This window comes from Vibrio sp. T13N, assembly GCF_032970445.1.
Taxonomy (GTDB): Bacteria; Pseudomonadota; Gammaproteobacteria; order Enterobacterales; family Vibrionaceae; genus Vibrio; species Vibrio diabolicus.
Window position 1 is genome coordinate 323,639 of the sequence record NZ_JAWJYE010000003.1, and the last position, 20,963, is coordinate 344,601.

14 protein-coding genes are annotated in these 20,963 nt (G+C 45.6%); 4 read left to right on the plus strand and 10 right to left on the minus strand.

What is annotated here, in order from left to right:
* Positions 1-45 precede the first annotated feature (45 nt).
* The 8 genes from fabV to R2S67_RS06920 all read right to left on the minus strand — a co-directional run bounded on the left by fabV (position 46) and on the right by R2S67_RS06920 (position 12,413).
* Positions 46-1,248: an enoyl-ACP reductase FabV gene (gene fabV, locus R2S67_RS06885; RefSeq protein ID WP_006742624.1), complete on the minus strand. Its 1,203-nt coding sequence runs from the start codon at positions 1,246-1,248 to the stop codon at positions 46-48.
* Positions 1,249-1,422: 174 nt separating this feature from the next.
* On the minus strand, positions 1,423-3,705 hold the full coding sequence (locus R2S67_RS06890; protein WP_006742625.1) for an acyl-CoA dehydrogenase: 2,283 nt from the start codon (positions 3,703-3,705) through the stop codon (positions 1,423-1,425).
* A gap of 62 nt (positions 3,706-3,767) precedes the next feature.
* Complete coding sequence (locus tag R2S67_RS06895) at positions 3,768-4,412, minus strand: TetR/AcrR family transcriptional regulator (RefSeq protein WP_005393225.1); 645 nt, start codon at positions 4,410-4,412, stop codon at positions 3,768-3,770.
* A gap of 726 nt (positions 4,413-5,138) precedes the next feature.
* Positions 5,139-6,290: a Na+/H+ antiporter NhaA gene (gene nhaA, locus R2S67_RS06900; RefSeq protein WP_006742626.1), complete on the minus strand. Its 1,152-nt coding sequence runs from the start codon at positions 6,288-6,290 to the stop codon at positions 5,139-5,141.
* 329 nt (positions 6,291-6,619) lie between these two features.
* Positions 6,620-7,744 carry a lipocalin-like domain-containing protein gene (locus R2S67_RS06905; protein ID WP_203342304.1) on the minus strand — a complete coding sequence of 375 codons (1,125 nt, stop codon included), beginning with the start codon at positions 7,742-7,744 and terminating at the stop codon, positions 6,620-6,622.
* On the minus strand, positions 7,744-10,197 hold the full coding sequence (locus R2S67_RS06910; protein WP_237311814.1) for an ABC transporter permease: 2,454 nt from the start codon (positions 10,195-10,197) through the stop codon (positions 7,744-7,746). The genes R2S67_RS06905 and R2S67_RS06910 overlap by 1 nt, the downstream gene beginning before the upstream one ends.
* On the minus strand, positions 10,178-10,849 hold the full coding sequence (locus R2S67_RS06915; protein ID WP_005393230.1) for an ABC transporter ATP-binding protein: 672 nt from the start codon (positions 10,847-10,849) through the stop codon (positions 10,178-10,180). The genes R2S67_RS06910 and R2S67_RS06915 overlap by 20 nt, the downstream gene beginning before the upstream one ends.
* 187 nt (positions 10,850-11,036) lie before the next feature.
* Positions 11,037-12,413 (minus strand): MATE family efflux transporter, encoded by a 1,377-nt coding sequence (locus R2S67_RS06920; RefSeq protein ID WP_317342942.1) that lies wholly within the window; start codon positions 12,411-12,413, stop codon positions 11,037-11,039.
* A 95-nt stretch (positions 12,414-12,508) separates the two neighbouring features.
* On the opposite strand from R2S67_RS06920, the gene R2S67_RS06925 reads away from it, so the two are divergent.
* Positions 12,509-13,987, plus strand: coding sequence for a DUF2867 domain-containing protein (locus R2S67_RS06925; protein WP_317342944.1), 1,479 nt, complete (start codon positions 12,509-12,511; stop codon positions 13,985-13,987).
* Here R2S67_RS06925 and R2S67_RS06930 read toward each other — a convergent pair.
* A complete protein-coding gene (locus R2S67_RS06930) occupies positions 13,944-14,528 on the minus strand; it encodes a NapC/NirT family cytochrome c (protein WP_226421808.1) in 585 nt (194 codons plus the stop codon). The two genes, R2S67_RS06925 and R2S67_RS06930, sit on opposite strands and share 44 nt — an antisense overlap.
* A gap of 22 nt (positions 14,529-14,550) precedes the next feature.
* Positions 14,551-15,174 (minus strand): c-type cytochrome, encoded by a 624-nt coding sequence (locus tag R2S67_RS06935; RefSeq protein ID WP_024699886.1) that lies wholly within the window; start codon positions 15,172-15,174, stop codon positions 14,551-14,553.
* 452 nt (positions 15,175-15,626) lie between these two features.
* Here R2S67_RS06935 and R2S67_RS06940 point away from each other — a divergent pair, with 452 nt between their 5' ends.
* The 3 genes from R2S67_RS06940 to R2S67_RS06950 are packed head-to-tail and all read left to right on the plus strand — an operon-like array spanning position 15,627 to position 20,917.
* Positions 15,627-17,891, plus strand: a complete 2,265-nt coding sequence (locus tag R2S67_RS06940; RefSeq protein ID WP_317342946.1) for an OmcA/MtrC family decaheme c-type cytochrome — start codon at positions 15,627-15,629, stop codon at positions 17,889-17,891.
* Between the two features lie 53 nt (positions 17,892-17,944).
* A complete protein-coding gene (locus R2S67_RS06945; protein WP_317342948.1) occupies positions 17,945-18,925 on the plus strand; it encodes a DmsE family decaheme c-type cytochrome in 981 nt (326 codons plus the stop codon).
* A gap of 9 nt (positions 18,926-18,934) precedes the next feature.
* On the plus strand, positions 18,935-20,917 hold the full coding sequence (locus tag R2S67_RS06950) for an MtrB/PioB family decaheme-associated outer membrane protein (RefSeq protein WP_317342950.1): 1,983 nt from the start codon (positions 18,935-18,937) through the stop codon (positions 20,915-20,917).
* Positions 20,918-20,963 lie beyond the last annotated feature (46 nt).

A 20,963-nucleotide genomic window follows, 5' to 3' on the forward strand; every position in this document is an offset into this window, starting at 1 on the left:
TCAATGAGCGCCTTTTGTATATCGGTTGTCTAATCAGTCATTCGATTAGATTTGGATAAAATCAGCTTCAACCGCTGGATTTACATCCGCTTCGTAATCTACGCCTTCAACACCGAAACCAAATAGTTTCAAGAACTCTTCTTTGTACTCTACGTAGTCAGTCAGTTCTTTTAGATTCTCAGTCGTAATTTGAGGCCATAGTTCACGACAGTGCTGCTGAATGTCGTCACGAAGTTCCCAGTCATCCAGACGTAGACGGTTCATCTCATCCACTTCTGCTGCACTACCATCTTCTTTGTACAGACGTTGGCTGAACATACGGTAGATTTGTTCCATACAGCCTTCGTGTACGCCTTCTTCGCGCATTTTCTTGAATACCATTGCAATGTACAGTGGCATAACAGGAATTGCGGAACTTGCCTGAGTTACAACAGATTTAAGTACAGCAACATTTGCACTGCCGCCTGTCGCTGCTAACTTGTCGTTTAGCGCTTTCGCCGCACGATCTAGGTCCATTTTCGCTTTACCTAGTGCGCCATCCCAGTAGATTGGCCAAGTTAGCTCAGTACCAATGTAGCTGTACGCGACTGTCTTACAGCCTTCAGCAAGAACACCAGCATCAGACAGTGCATTAATCCAAAGTTCCCAGTCTTCACCGCCCATAACGGTTACTGTGTCTTTGATTTCTTCTTCTGTTGCAGGCTCAACACTTGCTTCGATGATCACATCTTTGTTGGTATCAACGGCAGTTGATGTATAAGTTTCACCAATAGGCTTAAGCGCTGAACGAACTAGCTCGCCAGTTTCTGGCATTTTACGTACTGGGGAAGCCAGTGAGTAAACCACCATATCGATCTGACCTAAATCTTCTTTGATCAGTTCGATAGTTTTCTGTTTCGCTTCATTTGAGAAAGCGTCGCCGTTTAGGCTTTTTGCGTACAGGCCTTCTTCACGCGCTAGCTTTTCAAAAGCAGCTGCATTGTAGAAGCCTGCCGTACCTGGTTTCTTCTCAGTACCTTCTTTTTCGAAGAAAACACCGATAGTTGATGCACCGCCACCAAATGCCGCAGCGATACGAGAAGATAGACCGTAGCCACTTGATGCACCGACAACAAGAACGCGCTTAGGTGCGTTTTTGATTGGGCCTTGCGCTTTAGTGTACGCAATTTGTTCTTTTACGTTAGCTTCACAACCAACAGGGTGCGTTGTAGTACAGATAAATCCACGAATTCTAGGTTTGATGATCATATTCAACTTCCTTTAAAAAACCTTGTTAGGATAAAAGTTTCGTCGGGATTTCGCATCTAATTTCTGTAAAAATGCTCTGAAAAGGCAAGTGGTTGGAGCACTATCCCAACATCCACTCTGCAAGAACACAAAAAAGCACCTCATTGAGGTGCTTTTCTTAGTATTAACGGTTTACTATGCCGCCGGGTTCAAATGCGACTTTTTTGGGCAATCAGTTCGCACTTCAGAAAAGTCATGACTAAAGTGGTCAACTTGAATCGCCTTGTAACGCAATTTGTCTGCCGCCATGATTTGGTCAATTTCTTGCTCAGTTAACACGCCAGCTTCAAATGCTTGCTGCAAACGGTCGTGTAAAAGACCTTTACGAGCCACTTTCCCATCCTTCGCAGCCTTCATAAGCTTACGCTCTAATGGTTTGATTTCGTACATTGCGAGGAAGGCATTCTCCATTAAGCCTACGCTGTCGTCGTCGGATTTTCCGATGTAGCAAAGATGCGTGAGTCGATCACGTTGTGCTCCTGGCGTCATCATCGCTTCCGCCAAATTCACACACAGTTCATCGCTTGGCTTATTGAAATGATTGCCAAGTGGGAACAATAACCCTTTCAGCACACCGCCAACGTATTTCACAGGGAAGTTGGTATAAGCCTCATTTAATGACTTAGATGCGTTATACAAGCAGTGTTGAACGGCGTAGTGGACAAAATCTAGATCGCCTTGTTGACGTCCTTCATCTTCATACTTTTTCAGTGCGGCAGACGCCATATATAGATAGCTTAAGCCATCACCCAGACGTGCGGAAATCATTTCTTTACGCTTCAAATCACCGCCTAGTGTTAACATCGCGAAGTCAGCACTAACGGCAAGTGCTCGGCTTAATCTTGTGATTTCTTTATAGTACTGCTGTGTTGGGCCACTCATGTGCGCTTTTACAAACCGAGAACCAGTTAGCGCCGCGCCAAATGCACCAAATGTATTGCCTACTGCATGTTTGATGTGTTTAAAGAGCAAGTTGTCAAATTCTTTCGCCCCTTGTTCAGAATCTGGATTCGCAGCAGCTTCCATTTCTTTTAGTACATATGGGTGACAACGAGTCGCACCTTGACCAAAAATCATCAGGTTACGAGTCAGAATATTCGCGCCTTCCACAGTGATCGCAACTGGGATACCGAGATAATGTTTAGCAAGATAGTTCATTGGGCCATCTTGAATCGCACGACCCGCATGGATATCAAACGAATCATTTAGAATAGTACGCGCGATTTCCGTCATGTGGTACTTGGCAATCGCGGTTACAATCCCAGGTTTTTCTTTCATATCGAGAGAAGTCGTCGTCAGCGTACGTGTTGCTTCTAGTAGATAAGTAAGGCCACCAATGCGCCCCATTGCTTCTGCGACACCTTCAAACTTACCGATCGACATACCAAACTGTTTACGCACGTAAGCATAAGCACCGGTTGTACGTGTAGTAAGGTGGCCAATCGCTGTGCCAAGCGCTGGGAGAGAGATACCACGACCAGCAGAAAGACACTCAACCAGCATACGCCAACCTTTACCTGCGTAATCAGCGCCACCGATCAACCAGTCCATAGGGATGAAGACATCTTCACCACGAGTCGGACCATTCATAAATGCAGAACCCAGAGGATCATGGCGCTCGCCTATCTCGACACCTTCATGGTCAGCGGGGATCAGCGCACATGTGATTCCAACCTCTTTCTTATCACCAAGTAGCCCTTCTGGATCCTGTAGCTTAAATGCTAATCCGAGCACTGTCGCCACTGGCGCAAGTGTGATGTAGCGTTTATTCCAGCTAACTCGCACGCCAAGCACTTCTTTGCCTTCGTGAGTGCCATAACAAACTACGCCTTGATCTGGTATACCACCGGCGTCAGATCCCGCTTCGGGCCCTGTTAATGCAAAACAAGGAATGTCGGTACCATCAGCAAGACGAGGCAACCAGTAATCTTTTTGCTCTTGCGTGCCATAGTGCGATAAAAGCTCACCTGGACCAAGAGAGTTCGGTACCATAACCGAGACAGCGGTGCTGATGCTACGAGTCGCAATACGAGAAACAATGGTTGAGTTCGCTAAAGCGGAAAATTCACGACCACCATACGCTTTTGAAATGATCAGTGAGAAAAATCGCTCTTTACGTAAGTACTCCCATACTTCAGGCGGTAAATCCCTGTCTTCTTTGACAATCTTCTGGTCATCAAGCATTTCTAGCAGGGTTTCAAGCTCATTATCCATAAATGACTGCTCTTCTGCTGTCAGTGTCGGCGTTGGATAATGGTGCAATGTAGTGAAGTTAGGCTTGCCTGAAAATAGTTCGGCATCCCACCACACACTACCCGCTTCCATCGCCTCTTTCTCGGTGCTAGAGAGAGGTGGCAATACTTTTTTGAACACTTTAAAAGCTGGGTCACTAATCCATTTTCTTCGTAGAGAGCTCATAGTTCAGATCCTTTTGTTCACGTAACCGCTCTGGGCATAATTTTATTATTGGTTTAACTTTCTTATTTGTCTTGTGCCAACTGCTTCGCTGACATTCCTGCTGACAAATAAGGAATCAGTAAATCGACGACAGATTTCACATCGACTTCCTTTTCAAATTTACTTTCAGCAAGCTCCGAAAGAGCCTGGCTTGAAGCCATCGTAAATACGCAGGTACCTAGCGTGAAGTGCAGTCGCCAAAACAGCTGCTCCTCACATAGTTCCGGGTTTGCCTTCATTATCGAGAAGGTGAAGAGGTTAAGTACCTCTTCATATCGAGTGGTGATGAACCAACGCAGATGACCTTGTACGTCTGTGTAACCACGGCCAATTAACAACATGAATAATGCAGTACCATTGGGGCGCACATCATTTAATGTACGCAAAGGTAAACGCAATGACTCAAAGACGTCGTCCATGTCGTAGCTATCACGCGTATTTAACTCAATTAGTGAGGTTTTAATGCTCGGCATGAGCGCTTCTAGGTATCTATCTAAAACCGCTCTAACTAGCGTTTTTTTATCACCAAAGTGATAATTTACCGATGCTAAGTTGACGTTCGCTTTACCTGTTATCGTTCTTAGCGAAGTATCATTAAAACCATGTTCAGCAAAGAGTCCTTCTGCGACATCGAGTATTTTTTCTTTTGTTGATGTTCTCGGGGCCATTTTAATCACTCGTATTAAACAACTGTTTGAAAATATACTCCTGAAACTTTAGATTAACAAATGATTAACATCACACTTTCACCAATTGGTCTGACCAGAACTTAGAAGGTGTGATCTAATCTTTTGAATTTAAGTCTAATAAGCAAATGATGCTCGCCTGAAGAAAATGACCAAGTTTCGCAAACCATCGTATTTGAAACGCTAGCAATGTCGTTAGGCGGTCGGAGCAGGAGGTGCGGGTTTGAAATGCAATTTAAGTTTATAGCTACTATAGAAAAGAGGGCTATCGAGTTTCAAACCGCCATTAAGTTGGTTACGCTGTTCGCCTCTTCTCTTACTTCTTTACGATACAAGCGGGCAGAAAGAATTAAATCGAATTTTTTTTGAAAAAAAATGGAACTGTTTGGAAAAGGCTCGGTCTGAATAAATGTAACAACTAGGGCATTTTAAGTTTCACTGGCCGTCAAACTTGTTTCCATCTAATTGTTACGTTGCTGCTTTTTTCTTATTAACTCCTATGTTTGTATCCGCCCAGTCAAATTTTCGGCTGGGCTTTTTTTCGCCTGCAGATCTGCCAACCTACCTTTTTCGATGATTCCGTTCATCTCCATGGGTTAGACATCCGCTTAATACGAAAGTGTCGCTATTAAGTCGCTGATGTACTGAACTATGGGTATAAAAAAGCCTCCCGATTGGGAGGCTTTACAAAATAGCGCATTTTTTATCTTACGCTTGTGCTTTCTTAGGCAAAGAAAAGTGCAGTAAGGCATAGCCAAGTAATGCTGCTGTCGTCGAACCCATTAAGATACCGAGTCGAGCATAGGTATCAAATTCAGGACTTACATTTCCGAACGCTAAAGAGGAAATGAAGATAGACATTGTAAAGCCAATACCACACAACACAGATACCGCAAAGATATGCTTGAAGTTAACACCTTCAGGTAACTTAGCAACGCCCATTTTTACCGCTGCCCAGCTAAAGGTAAAGATACCTAGAGGCTTACCAACCAGTAGACCCAAAGCAATACCGAGTGGCAGCATTGAAGTTAGACCTGACATCGATACGCCTTCTAACGAAATCCCCGCATTGGCAAATGCGAATAGAGGCAGAATACCAAATGCCACGTATGGGTGAAGCGCGTGCTCCATATGTTTAAGTGGAGAATGTTCGCCCTGCTTTCCCTTTAGTGGGATAGCAAAACCAATCACTACACCTGCCAATGTTGCGTGAACACCAGATTTAAGCACCGCGAACCATAAGATCGCACCGACGATCATGTATGGCGTAAGTTTTGTTACTTCCTTCGCATTCAACATGAATAGGACACCAGTCATGATGAAGCCAACAAGCAACGCCATGGTCGACAGGTCACCGGTGTAAAATAGCGCGATAATAACAACCACACCTAAATCATCGATGATAGCAAGCGCTAGCAAGAACACTTTTAGGCTTACTGGTACACGCTTACCTAATAACGCCATGATACCTAAAGCGAAAGCGATATCTGTCGCCGCTGGAATTGCCCAACCAGAAATCGCCTCAGGATCGTTGGCATTAAAGGCTACGTAAATAAGAGCAGGAGCTAACATACCGCCAACCGCTGCAATCGCAGGGAAAATTGCGGTTTCTTTTGATTTTAACGCACCTTCAAGTAGCTCTCGCTTAACTTCAAGGCCAATGAGTAAGAAGAAAACAGCCATTAGGCCGTCATTAATCCAGTGAGAAACTGACATACCAAATACATAAGTATGCAGTACAGATTGATAAGTTTCGCCCAGCGGTGAGTTAGCAATGGTCATCGCAATTGCCGCGGCAATCACGAGAAGAATACCACCAGCTGATTCCATTTTGAAAAAGTCACGAATGACATCGTTCATGGTTTCGTCCTTATATTTATTATCTTAATAAACGATTAACAAAGAATGATAAGAGTGTATAGCGGTCGAAAACTTTAGAATAATCGCTTCTTCAGAGTATAAACTTCGATTTTTCCGATATGAAGTTTACTATACATCGTATTTTCCAACATAACACTCAATTTTGATCACAGCGCGTACTTGTGGTTATCGCGCCAAATGTTTATCAAGATTATGAGAAAATCAGCATAACATGGCATGTACTGTCATGATAACCCCATACTTTTGAGAAAAATTCAGGAAGTTTCATCCACTAAAAAACCACCCATTAGGGTGGTTTTTATCAGAATTTAATAACCAGTGAGCTGCATAAAGCCCCAAGCCTCGTTGGAGCCAGAAGCTAAGGTAGGACCTTCCCAATACGGTATAACAAACGGAAGCCACATATCTGATTTGATAATACGAGTGGTCAAGTTAATTTGATGCTTTGGAATATTAATAATCCACTGCAAAGGCAGCCTTCTTCCATTTGATAAACTGGTCACTTGCATTGGTTTAATACTGATATCATCATCTGAGAGATTAATGACTTTACCTGAGCGTGTGGACAAGGTGCCAAATACATGCGGTGTTTGTCCATGGTGGCGATAGCGGCTGACTGTCAGTGCTCGACCATCATCTAAATTGAATACAAACCAATCCCAACCCTGTTGCCCTTCACCAATTAAGCCACTGCCCCACTCTTTCTGAGCCCAAGCAGAGCCAGCAACAGAGAAGCGTTTGCCATTAATGTTCAAACTCCCTTTCACCTTTAAAAATGGCGCACTAAAACTGAAAGAGGCAACAGATTGCAACGCGTGTTTAACCTGAAAACCTTTGTCTCCATTCACGACAAAGGGGCCATTTGTCATAGTATTGAGATCTAAACCAAACGTATCGGTAGTCACATTCAAGTTACCAGGGAAAGGCGTTGCACCAAGTGAACGCCATGTCCAATTATCAATCCATAACCTGAAAGGACGATTAGTCATGCCAGCTTGGCCTATCCCGCCTCTCGCTACACGTTGCTCTTTCCAGACGTGCGAACCATGGCTAATGACAACATGTGAAATGTACAGTTGAGGGTTTTGCCATCCGCTGGTTTCTCGCTCGTCTGTCGCGACCCTGAAGTAACTCCATTGAACATTGTATATTTTCCCTTGTTCATCTTTCAGTTTCGCAAAGTAGTGCCACCATTCATGTTGGTACTCGGGATGAAAGCGAAAGTCTGACGGTAAAGAGACATGCTCGTCAGGTAATACAGGTTCAAAAATCGTTTGATTTTCACGCGTTAGAATAGAATTAAGCTCGCTTTCTTGTGTTGCTGTCGCTTCCAACCAAAAAGTTGAGTAAAAAGCAGCCCCGGTCAAAAAGGCAAACGTAATAACAATGATCGTTGAAACTAACAAGCGTTTTTTAGAGCCCACTTTTTTCATTACAACGCGTCCCTTAATGACTTCATTGGCGTACTCTTAATCATTCTAATAACTGGCAATGCGCCAGCAATCATGATGGCAAGCATCGCCCAAGCAATAGTTTGAGCGTATTCCCAAGGGATCGTTTGAAGCTCCAGAGACCAGCCGAATGATTGCTTAATGATAATATCAACGATCAAGTGTGCAAGTGCCAGACCAAGTGGCACCGCAATAATCGCGGAAATGGCCCCGAAAACAAACAACTGCAAACCACCTAATGCGACAAGTTCCTTTCCGGATACCCCCATACATCTCAGCAAAGAGAAGTGCCGCTGCCGCGACAACTCGCCCGCCAATGTCGCGAAGAATAAGCCAAACACAGCAATAATCAGCGTGATGTTGCCCAAGGTTCCTGCAATAGCGAAGGTATGATCAAATACCCTCATTGCCTGACTATAAATATTACCATTATCAAACACACGGTCTTGCGGGAGGCGGAATACATTTTCTAAGCGATTTTTCAGCCCCTCCCCATTAACGCTATCTTTTAACACCACACCAAGGCCAACATTGCCCGTCCCTGCAAATGCATACAGCCAATTCCGGTGCGACATCATCACCTGGTTATACGGGTTTCCATAATCGTAATAAACACCAACGACTTGCCAGTCTCCACCTAGTGGTTCCTGCAAACTAATGAAGTCTCCTGGGCGAATATCCAACTTCAAGGCCATCGATTCACTCACCATCAAGCTCTTGGTCGCGTGCAGTTGATACCAGTAATTCGGGACACCTAGTTTTACCGTCAGTGCATCTAGCTCACCTTCAGAAGAGCCTGTACTCACCACTTGCAAAGCACCATGTTCGGTTGGCATATCTTTTTCCCAACGCCACCAAACCGAGTTGACTTCTGGTTGGTTTTGCAGCCACGCACTCATCCGAGCTGCTGAGTTATTTGTCGGATAGATATAAATATCCGCTGCTAATCGCTGGTTGAGCCATTTATCGGTTGTATCCCTAAAACTGCCTACCATCGTTTCTACGCCGATATTTGCCGCCAGTGCCAACATAAACGCCATTGTTGCCACACCGCGATAACTCATGCTCGCAGCCGCATCGGCAAAAAACCAACGTACACGTACCCAACGCATGGTGTAAGAAAAGCTCTGGAACATATGCCACATAATAAATGGCATGAACAAGGCCACACTAACCAACATCAGCGCAATAATGGCAAAGCCAGTTTCTTGTGTTTTCGGTGCTTGATACACTGCGATTGCCGCGACACAAAACGCACACGCAGCAAGCGCCTGCCAAGAGAACTCACGCCCTGCAAATCGCATTAATGACAGTCGAGAAGATAGACGAATTGGCTGTGACTTCAACAAACGAATCAATGGCCACAAACACGATATTAATGCGCCCATCGCTGCCATGATCAGACTATATAAGCTGGACTGCCAAGACCATCCTATTGTTAAGCCTACGTTGGCATCGTACAAATCGCTCAGGCTCGATGAGACTGCAGGGATCAGCTCATTTGCCAAGATCAAACCAAAAAAGTTACCACACGCCCACGCAATAAAGACGAGCAACGACAACTCTAACAACAATGCTTGAGCCAACTGCGTTCCATTGACCCCCGTCTGTCTCAAAATACCCACCAAACGTTGTCGCTGAATAAATGACAAAGACATCGCTTGATAAAAAATAAACAACCCGACCAAAAATGACAGCATCCCCATCGCAGTGAGATTCATGTGGAATGCATTAGTTAACGACTCAAGCTCCGTACGCGTATTCCTAACGAGCGTCATGCCATTGGGAAGCATATTTTTCAGTGCTATTAGCTTTTCCTCTGGCATTTCACCACAAGAAATCGCAGATAAACCTGAGCTCCGCTTGAGCATACGCAACAACGATATATCAGTAACCAGCCGAGTCCCTGAGAGCATTTTGTTTTTATCGACTTGAATCGGTCCGAGACGACTTCCGTCATTCATCTCAATAAAGTCCCCATCCTGCCAACTCATGTAAGCGGCCAAATCTTGACTGACTAGAATGGGATAAGGAGGTTTCATTAATGATAGAACGGGCATCTCACCCAAAGATTTGCCTTGCTGCAATGGAATCATCGCGACAGGATCAATCCCCACCAGCATCAAGCTCATATCGGTTTTAGCATCTAGATGCAGCACGTCAAACGGCGCACATTGGTTAAACCCAGCTCGACGCAACTGGATATAGAAACCTTGAGGGATTTTATTGGCAGAGTGTTTAGTTCGGATTCGGTATGGCAAAGGATTGGAGAAAAGCTTTTCTCCTGTCGCATAACTTTGTTTTGCATGCTGGTTGATAGAAGTAACACCAACAAGAAGGGACACGCCTAAGGTTAACCCTAGCCAGACAAGAATAATTTGTAGTGGGTAACGACGGTAATGACCGAGTAGTGCCTTAACTACGGGCCATAACATGCAGTTGCCCTCCTTGAAGTCGAATCTTACCTTCCATATGGGCCGCCACTTTTTCACTGTGTGTCACTAACAGCAAAGTACACTCCAGTTGGCGAGCGAGACTCGTCAATAAGCGCATTACCGCTTCTGCGTTTCGCTCGTCTAGGCTACCAGTTGGCTCATCAGCGAGTAGGATTTTAGGTTCCATATAGAGTGCGCGAGCAATAGCAGCACGTTGTTGCTGACCACCAGATGCTTCTTCCGGGTAACGGCCTAGCAGAGGCATTAAATCCAGAGCAGAAAGAATTTGACGCCACAACTCTTTATCTTCTGGCAAACCTTTTAACTGACGACAAAAACGAATATTGTCGGCAATATTGAGCGTAGGAAGCAGGTTGAACTGTTGGAAGATATTACCAATATTGTTGCGGCGATAAAGGGTTCTCAAATGCTCTGGCGCATCATGCATGGCAAAATTTGGAAACTGAACTTCACCAGAGTCTGCAGTATCCAGTCCGGCAATTAAGTTCAGCAAAGTACTTTTACCCGAACCACTTTCTCCCATCAGAGCGACTTGGTCACCTTGCTGTAATGTTAATTCTGCCCCTTGTAATACAGGGTGAAATTCTCCCCCGTCTACATAGCCTTTACATAGGTCTGACAGTTTTAACATTGATTATGCCGCTCGGATGGTATTTAAAAATTGGGATCAGAATCTACACTAAAATCCTGTTAGTAGAAAGTATTTTGAATGCTTGATCACACTATGAGAGTACAAATGCAACTCGATTCACTTTCTGTTCCTAATTTTGTTGACGTATTGAGCAGATTTTTGCAGCTGCAGTAAACGCTGTTTACCTCTATTGACCGATAAGGTTTTTCATCCATTTTCGGCTCACCATTCTTGGCAAACAAATCGCCCACTTCACAACTTCCTCGGTCAAAAAGAGTAAGTAAACCCATTGCGGTTCCCAACCGAGCTGAATCGCTGCAAATGCAGCGAGTGGAATCCCGATCACCCACTGCGCAAGAATGTCTTGATACAAACAAAACTTAACGTCACCACCTGCACGTAATACCCCAACAATGACCATCATCGGCACCGAGCGTAGTACGACACCTAAAGCAAGAATCACCATAAACTGTTCAGCTAACTGGCGAGTATCCGCTGTCAGTGCACTAAACGCATTAAGGATCCATTGATTGGACACTATCAATACAACAGCGACCACAAATGCGATAAACACATTCAAAATGACCGTAGCCCAAGCTTGGTAATACACAGGTTCAAAGTTTTTCGCGCCGAGTTGGTTACCCACTAAAACCGCAGCTGCATTCGATAGGCCAATCATCATAGCGAGAGCGATTGACTCAACGGGCGTCATCACCGACAACGCTGCCAAACCTTGCACACCCGCTTGCCCCATGATGGCATGGTAAGCGAACAATCCACCAGCCCATGCCAAAAAGTTAAATGTGGTCGGTAAGGAAAGGCTCAAGAAACGCGTTATTTTGTCTACAACCAAACCTGCGCGTATATCATCCCAACCAAATGCAATTATGTGTTTCTTCAGCCATAAATAGCCAAATAGACAACCGACTTCGATCGCGCCACTGATAACCGTTGCAATGGCTGCCCCTGTAATCCCTAAAGCAGGAAAACCTAAGTGACCAAAAATTAACACCCAGTTAAGGAAAACATTAGACAGAATGCCTATACCACTAAAAAATGTGCTCAGCCCCGGTTGGTGCATCGCTCTCAAGCCCACCGACATACTAGCGACACACGCAACAGCAAACATGCTAACGGATGAAATAATTAGATAGCTGGCCCCTAACTCAATCACTTCTTGTGAGTCTGTCGTCAGTTTCATGACTGGCTGTGGGAAAATAACAAACAAAGTAACGGCAATGGCGGCAAACACCATGGCTATCATCCATGTTAAAGCGGTACTGCGACGTACCCCGACTTTATCGCCCGCCCCCCAATATTGTGCGGTCAGTAATGCACCACCCGTCGTCACCCCAACTAACATGATGGTAGTAACAAACGTCGCGCGCGCCGCTACCCCAACAGCGGCTATTTCAGCTTCACCAAGTTGGCCGAGCATAAGCACATCGACAAGGCTTCGGCTAGAAAACATCATGCTTTGCAGTGTAATTGGTAGCGCGATCGCGAATAAGCGACGTAAGAATGCTTTATCTGCATGTATTGAGAGTTGAGAGAGAAAAGTCACAAGCGCTCCAACGACAACTTATTGATAGAATGGGGAAAGTGTCTCATGATTATACTCTGCGGTGTTTATTCCACCAACGATTAAAAGGACAGATAATGAAAAAGGTGTTGGTGCTAGGCGCCTCGGGTTACATTGGTTCTCAACTTCTTCCGTTACTCTTAGAAAAAGGTTACGCCGTCACGGCTGCGGCGCGACATATCGATTATTTGGAGTCAAGGACTCGGCCCCATCCTAATTTAACGTTGCGGTATCTAGACCTAGCCGACGCAGAAGCCACGCTCGCTGTGGTGAACGATTTTGACTTGGTATTTTTCCTAGTACACGGAATGGCACAAGGCGATGACTTTGTTGAGTACGAGCTAAACCTTGCTTTGAACTTTAAATACGCGTTGGAGCAAAGCCGTGTCAAACATGTCATTTATTTAAGTGCCATCCAACCGCAAACCGGAAACTCGCGCCATTTAGCCGCACGCAAAGCAACGGGCAAAATTATCCGACAGTCTGGCGTTCCAGTAACTGAATTGCGTGCAGGCGTCATCATTGGCCCCGGCTCCGCGGCTTTCGAGATCATGCGAGATTTTGTCTACAACTTACCTATTTTGATTGCGCCTAAATGGGTCGACTCAAAAGCCAACCCTATTGCCCTACCCAACCTCAATCACTATTTATTGCAGCTGGCCGAAGCATCACCCCCAGAAGAAAACCAAATTTATGAAGTTGGTGGGCCAGATACACTCAGCTACCGCGAGCAGTTTAAAGTCATTTGCCGAATCACCAACAAGCCTTATCGGCTGTGGTCGACACCGTTGCTTACCCCCAAAATCGCATCGTACTGGCTCGGCTTGGTCACCTCTGTACCAGCAAACATCGGCAAAGCATTACTCGCGGGGTTAGAGCATGACTACATTGCCGATTCCAAAGCGATTGAAGCACGATTTCCGCAAACGCTGATCAACTACGAGCAAGCGGTATCCGATACCATCCAAGATGAAGGCACGTTTGTGCGCAGTAATGTTTGGGGCTTTGAGCCAGCGGCACTTCGTCGATGGCAACCGGGGTATGGCTACTACCCTAAACAAGCCGGTGCGAGCATAAAAACTCAAGCCTCCCCTGCGGCATTATGGAAAGTGGCTCAAAAAATCGGGAGTCGTGAAAAAGGCTATTACTTTGCCAACATTTTGTGGCGCACACGTGAATGGCTCGACATCTTTTTTGGTGGCGGGAAACCGATTCGCGTTTCTCCTCCGGGGCCGGAGCTCAAAGTCGGCGATTATATTGACTCTTGGAAAGTGATTCGCTGCGAGGAAGATCAGTTCCTCTCACTGTTTTTTGGGATGAAAGGCCCGGGGCTTGGACGTTTAGAAATTACCATCAAAGACCATGGCGATGAACGAGAACTGGATATCACCGCTTGGTGGCACCCACAGGGGTTTCTCGGGCTGCTTTACTGGTTTGCCATGATGCCAGCCCATCTATTCATATTCAAAGGCATGGTCAAAGCCATCGCGAAAGAAGCCGAAAGTATCAGTATTACTCCTCAGGTGGGACAGTCTCTGGAGAATCTAGAGAAATAGCCAGGTGATGAGCAATCCCCGCATGGCAATCAATGCACGATTGCTCTCGACTTTCCATCATTTGATGTCGACGCGCAACGGTTCGTCCTTGCGCTTCGAAATCCATCTTGTCAACGGAATGGCAATATCGACACTGCTTTGATTTATTCTCGATAAACTGCTGTGTGACTTCAGCAGCCAACCTCGGACGATGCTCCGCCTCGAAGTTCTCTAACGTAATTTCTCCAGTCAGTTTGTGATAGATGTCGGCTGTAGCACCGATTTTCAATGCGATTTTAGCAAAAAACTCCCTAGGGACATGGCAATCACTGCACGTAGCGGCAACCACACCCTGAGCATTTTTGAAGTGTGGAGATGCTTGGTACTCCTCAACTATCGTATCCATCCCAATATGGCAACTGTAACAAAACTCGTTGCGATTGGTGTAATCCATACCAAAGTGAAAAACACTGAGGGCCGCCCCACCAAGGATAAACGCCAATAAGCCACCAATTGGTATGCCAAGCATCCATTTTCTGTTTGGTTTACGCCATAAACTCATTGGTGTTCATCCCAAAGCAGCGCTAGCGATAACTCGCATAGTATTCTACGAGCGCGTTTAAATCATCGGCACTAAGCCCTTTGAACGCCTCATCCATTTTTTTATCAACGGAGCGTTTGCCTTGCTTAAACTGTTGCAACGTAGTGGCGAGATAGCCCTTCTGCTGACCAGCTAAAATCGAAGCTTCATCCAGAGCGTTACTGCCACCATCCGAATGACAGTTCTCGCAACTTTTCGCGTGGATAGCCTTACCTTTCATCGCTAACGCTTGATCGAAAGACTGCTTAGCAGGCACAAACTCAAGCCCAGCATAATGTTTTGCTAACTCTTCAATCTGCGCTTCAGATAAAGATTTGACTATCGTCACCATGTCGCCTTTTTGGCTCGTGTCTCCGTATACGTGATTAACCGAAGCTGAGGGTCTGCCCTCAAGGTAACGCAACATCTGGTCGAAAAAGTTGAACTCGGGAATCCCTGCGATGGTCGGAATATTCGTGTCTGAGCTAACACCGTTTGGCCCATGACAAGCTTCACATTCATGTTGTGAAATTAGCTCACTTGGTGACGCTAAACTGTGGGAGGCCAAAACTGAGCTAATGGCTAACACCGAGGAAAATTTTAGAGATAATTTAATTAGTTGGTGCATATTAGACTGACTCCGTAGTAATTATCTTTGTTAATCAAAACCAGACAGCGAATAAACGATAAGAAAATCATTTTATAAACGCGACTTAAAACCAACGATATCCAAGATAAAAATATTAAGCCGTCAACCATTTAAAGTAGCGTAGTTCAATACCCCTACTTTTTCTGCACCGACCTCTTCAAGAACAAAAAACCTCAATACAAGCAATTGATTTAAAAACACAATAATTTAAAACCTAAAATTCACGCATAGAAAAAATGGTTTATTTTAATAATATTTCATATTGCGTCTATACTCTTACGAGCCATGTATTTCGATTTATTCAAGCGATGTAAATATGGATATTTTGCTTTTGGCTTGAATACAAAATTAATATTTCAATCAATTGCTTATTGAGATATTTAACCATTCCAACGCATTCCCACTTACTTTAGGACGAATCGAGAGGGACTATGAACGGTTTAAAGTCGATCGCTACATTAATATTTTTTATTTTACTGCTCACCGGATGTGGTCCAGACAGCAAAAACGATCAAAATACACCACCACCTGCGCTTGGTGATTTCGAGATCAGTGTTTCCGAGCCATCATTGGTCACTCAAGAAACCGGAGAAACCAAACTGGTAGTCGATTTTACCGTCAAAGACGGCAGTGGCAGATCTCATGAGCTAGACGAAACGAAAGACTTTCGCATCGCACTTCTTAAAGCAATGCCCTCTCGTGTCGATACACAAAATTCGAGCGATCCAGCCTTTGCCTTCAATGGGCGTCATGGCAATACCTATTGGAAGAGTTTCCATCACTCAAGTAATACCACAAATAACCGTGCCAGCATGGAGAGTGTTTGGGATGGAACACTAGTAAAAACAAACGAGGGGTATCGCTACACGTTTGCCATTCCTGACGTTTTAAAAGTGTCCGATCCTTACACTGCCGACTCTTCTAACAACAATGGTTTTATTGCTTGGGATGCGGATAAACTCCACCGAATCGTCATGGCGTATGGCGAGCAAGGCAACGGTTTTACCTACGTGTTTGAATGGGTGCCGCAAGAAAGTTCAGATGCAGTGGTCTCCCGCAATGTGATTGAAACAGGCACGTGTGAAAACTGTCATATGGGCGAACCGCTTCATCATGGACCCGGCTATCGCTCAATTGATAACAACATTGCCGTTTGTACCGCTTGCCACAATGACAGTAACCCAGGCGCCGCTCCAACCAGACGCCCTCTCGCTGCCGTTGTTCATCAATACCACGGTAATGTTTTCAAATTAGGTAGCGACAGAAATAACATCGACACTTACAAACAGCCTGTCGACGAGAATGACGTGCTCGTTACCGACATCAATGGTTTAGTCATTGAAGGCAACCCTTTCCCGCAAGATGCCCGCAACTGTACAACCTGCCATTCGACCGATGTCGCGAAAGCATCAGACGCCAACAATTGGTTTGAACACCCAAGCCAAGTTGCCTGTGAGACCTGTCACTTGTACCGAGACAGAGGCGCGCATGATAACCAAGTCGGTACGGTTTGGGTAAGAAACGGCGAGCCACAAAACTCCTGCTCGGGCTGTCACCGACCTTATGACCGAGATGACAATGGCGATCCAATCATCGGCCAAGACGCGAGCCGAAGTGCTAAAACGGTTCACGTAATGCGTTTAGATAATCTTGCAAAAGCGCGTGATTCGCTTGAAATCAACGTTGAAAACGCGCGATTTATTGATGACCAGTTTGAGGTTGAACTAAGAGTGTCGAAAGCGGGCTCAGGTATTAGATCCATCAACGAACTGACCCCTTTCATTAATGAACATGGGCACCTCAATTTGTTGCTGAACTGGGATAACGGCCAAGGCCCGATGGTCGCAAACAACAGTCTCAACGTCGCCGATGATGGCGCACTTGGTGACGGCTGTGAAGCTCAAGGAGAAGGCCTATTCTTATGTCATAAAGACTTCACTGACGCTGCGATTAAGCCAATCTCCGACTCTACGTTGACGGTTAATATCGCCGACATGCCACTTTGCGCCAACCGTAGAGATGGCGAGCTCGCCGAATGCGTCACGTTTGAAGGCATCGATCTTATCAAATCGCCTTTCGTCATTGCCGCCAATAACGCATCCGGCTCGTTTGATGTGTCTGGTATCAACAAGCAACACAAACTGCCAGTGGGCGCGGACATTTCATCGTGTAACGATTGTCACAAAGAGCTGACTATCCATAAGCTTGGTGAGCATCCACATGCCGCCACCGACTTCCAACAATGTAAAAATTGCCATAACTCTGAACGTTCTGCGTTTTATCCTGGGATGGCAGCTGATCTAAAGTACCACGTGCACTCATTCCACGCCTTTGGCTCCGCTCATAGCGGTGAAGCGTCTTTCCCTGGCGCAGTCAACAACTGTGAGGCCTGCCATACCAATGCTCAATACAACTTACCTAGCCAACAAAATACGCGCCCTTCTCTGGCAAGTGGTAAGTACTTTAGTCCTGCATTAGTCGCCTGTGGCGCGTGTCACCTAGAGTCATCTTTAGCTAATGCTGACCCGGATACCGTGGCAGGAGATGCGCCTCTGAACCATATGCTGAATCACGGCGCGGTATTTGGAGCAGACACAGCAGCACAAGCCATGGGCTCCGAGCAATGTGCAACTTGCCATGCCATTGGTCAGTCACAAGGGGTAGATAAGGTTCACAAGGTATACGACTACCGTTGAATTCGTCATTGAACACAATGCTTTGACAATTAAGGACAAGAAAAGGAAGAGCTATGAAAGCAATGTTTCTGCGGTGGTTGGTAGCTGGGATACTTGGGTTAGGCGTCATCTTCACCGTCAGTTCGGAAGATGTCGCCGAGCCAGAACCCAAAGCGGCGACGTTAACTCAAGAAGAAATGGAAACCATATTAGACACCAAGTTTTCCGAGGGAAAATATTCACGCCGCGGACCAGATGGCTGCCTTCGTTGCCATGACGATACATCAGATAAACCTGCAACGGGTATTTTCGATAACATTCATGGCAAGTCCGCAAACCTGCATGGGCCAATGAATGATAAACAATGTGAAGCATGCCATGGCCCAGCAAACAATCACGCGCGCAATCCGCGAAAAGGACAAGTTCGTGAGCCGATGATCACCTTTGGGCCAAACTCCCCTGTTCCGGCCGAAAAGCAAAACAGCGTGTGTTTATCTTGCCACCAAGATGCGAAACGCTCGACTTGGCATAGCAGTGAGCACGCTTTTGAAGGTCTGTCTTGTGCAAGCTGTCACCAACTGCATCAAAAAGACGATCCGATGATGGTTGCCGAAATGCAAGCAGACAAATGCACCGATTGTCACTCCCGCACCAAATCGGATATCCACAAACGCAGTCGTCATCCTATTATTGACGGCGTCATGACTTGTTCTAGCTGCCACAATCCACATCAGACATTAAATGAAGCGAGCCTGAACTGGTCAACCGTCAATAACGCTTGTTACGAGTGTCATGCGGAAAAACGCGGCCCATTCTTATGGGAGCATGAGCCTGTAACTGAAGATTGCATATCCTGCCACACACCTCATGGTTCAGTGAACAAAGCCTTGCTCAATAAACGACTGCCAATGCTATGTCAGGAATGTCACCGTGTGCCACATGCAAACGTAGCCATTCCTGAAAACGACTTGAGAGTGCGTGGCGGAAGTTGTTTGAACTGCCACAATCAAGTGCATGGCTCTAACCACCCACGTGGTCAAACATTAAGTTATTAGGAGGGAGGCATGAAACTATCTCAACTGTGCATCGCTATTTCCCTTGCTTTTGCTGTGCAAGCGCACGCCAACGATTATTCGTTACAACGTTCTCAACCAGCCGACACTAGCCGCTGGCAGTGCAGTGAATGCAGCAGCGACGGCACGTGGAGTGGAGAAGTCAGCGCCGGCGTCGGTTACCTTAACAACGATGGTTCCTCGCGATTCTATAATTGGAATCCACCCGTTTACGGTACAAACTCTGACAATAAACACTTTAACGCGAGCCTAAACGCCGATATCGAACAATATGAAGACGATGGGTTCTACAATCGAATCGTCGTCGAAGATCTTGGTTTGCAACGCTTCTTACTGCAGTGGGAAATGGGCCAGTACGACGGATTACGTGTCCTCGGCAGTTATAGTGAAACGCTGTATTTCTGGAATCAGTCCTCACTCAGTGCGTATCATCCAAGAGAGGATGCACTCGTTAGTGGTGACCTATCGAAATATGAAAACTCAGTGACGCGAGAGACGTTTAAGTTAGAACTCAAGTACACACCACATACACCATGGAAGCCATATGCATCCATGAAGCACGAACGTAAAGAAGGCACAACTTCGCTTTATTCATCGACCATTCCGGGTTACACCAACGCGCCGGGATCCATACCCAAAAACGTCGACCATGAAACCTTAAATACTCAAGTAGGAGTAAGCTACATGGAAGATTTGTGGCTGGTGGATATTGCGTATCGCGGCTCGTTTTTTAGAAATGATAAGTCCGCACTTTATTACGGCAGCACTACCAATCCTTACGCTAACCACCTCGCGTATGAGCCTGACAACGACTTTCACCAGTTTGCTGTCACGGGGAATTATCGGTTGAATCAACAAACGTTCAGTGGCCGCTTACTTTGGTCACAGACGTCTTCTGAAGGCGGGTTAAATCCGTTTCCACAGTCCCCCGTTAACTCCAATACATTCCATGGCGAAACTAACACTTGGCAAATAAGCGCGGATTACCACAACAAACTTTCGCGAGACACAGCTTTCGCCATTTCTGCGGATTATTCAGATAAAGACGATAACTCCGATAGAAACACCATCATCGGATCGACGAGAGAAAAATACGACCACACCAAAACCAAACTAGAAGCAACACTCAAGCATCGTGTTACTTCTGATGTGAAAGTGAATACGGGTTACCATTTTAGACAAGATGAGCGAAGTTATGCTGATAGGAAACGTACCGATGAACAACGCGTTTTTGTTGGGGCCCAGTACAGACCAAATAGACCGTGGCAATTAGGCGGTAAAGTCTCCTACTCTTTTCGCGATGGCTCTGATTGGCAGGACGACAGCAGCGACTCGCCTAATTTGCGCCAATACTATTTAGCCGACAAAGAGAGGATTGAGCTCCGTGGCCACGGCAGTTATGACATGACCGACGATGTCCAATTGCTTGCAGAGCTTTGGTACGGCAACGATGACTATGCAAAACCCGATATTGGTTTGAGTGAAGGGGAAGATTACGGTTACGACCTCAGCCTTAACTTCAATTTACTCGACGGACTAAGCGGGCATGTTTTTTACAATCAACAGATCATCCGCTCCGAGCAACAACAAGCAAACTCTGACGTTGTCGGTTGGAATCGCTACACCACCAAACTCAAAGATGACATAACAACCATTGGCTTTGGTGTGAGTAAAGAGCAGCTACTAGACGACAAACTTTCTATCTCGTTTGATTACAGCTACAGCCAAGCTGATGGAAAATCTTCAACCACATCTGATGGCTACCAATATCCTGATAACGAGGCGAACTCGTACCGATTTGAAGTCATCGCTGACTATGAAGTATCTGAAAATCAAAACGTGCAGCTTAACCTCCGTTATGAAGACTACTCAGAAGAGGATTACTTGTTTAATAACGAAACCGAAACGATGGGCGACGTTTTGCAAAGCTATGAAGGTCTATATGGTGGCGTCTATTGGAAATATCGCTTTTAAATACAGAGTGACGTAACAAAAAAAGCATCAGACGTTTCAAACGYCT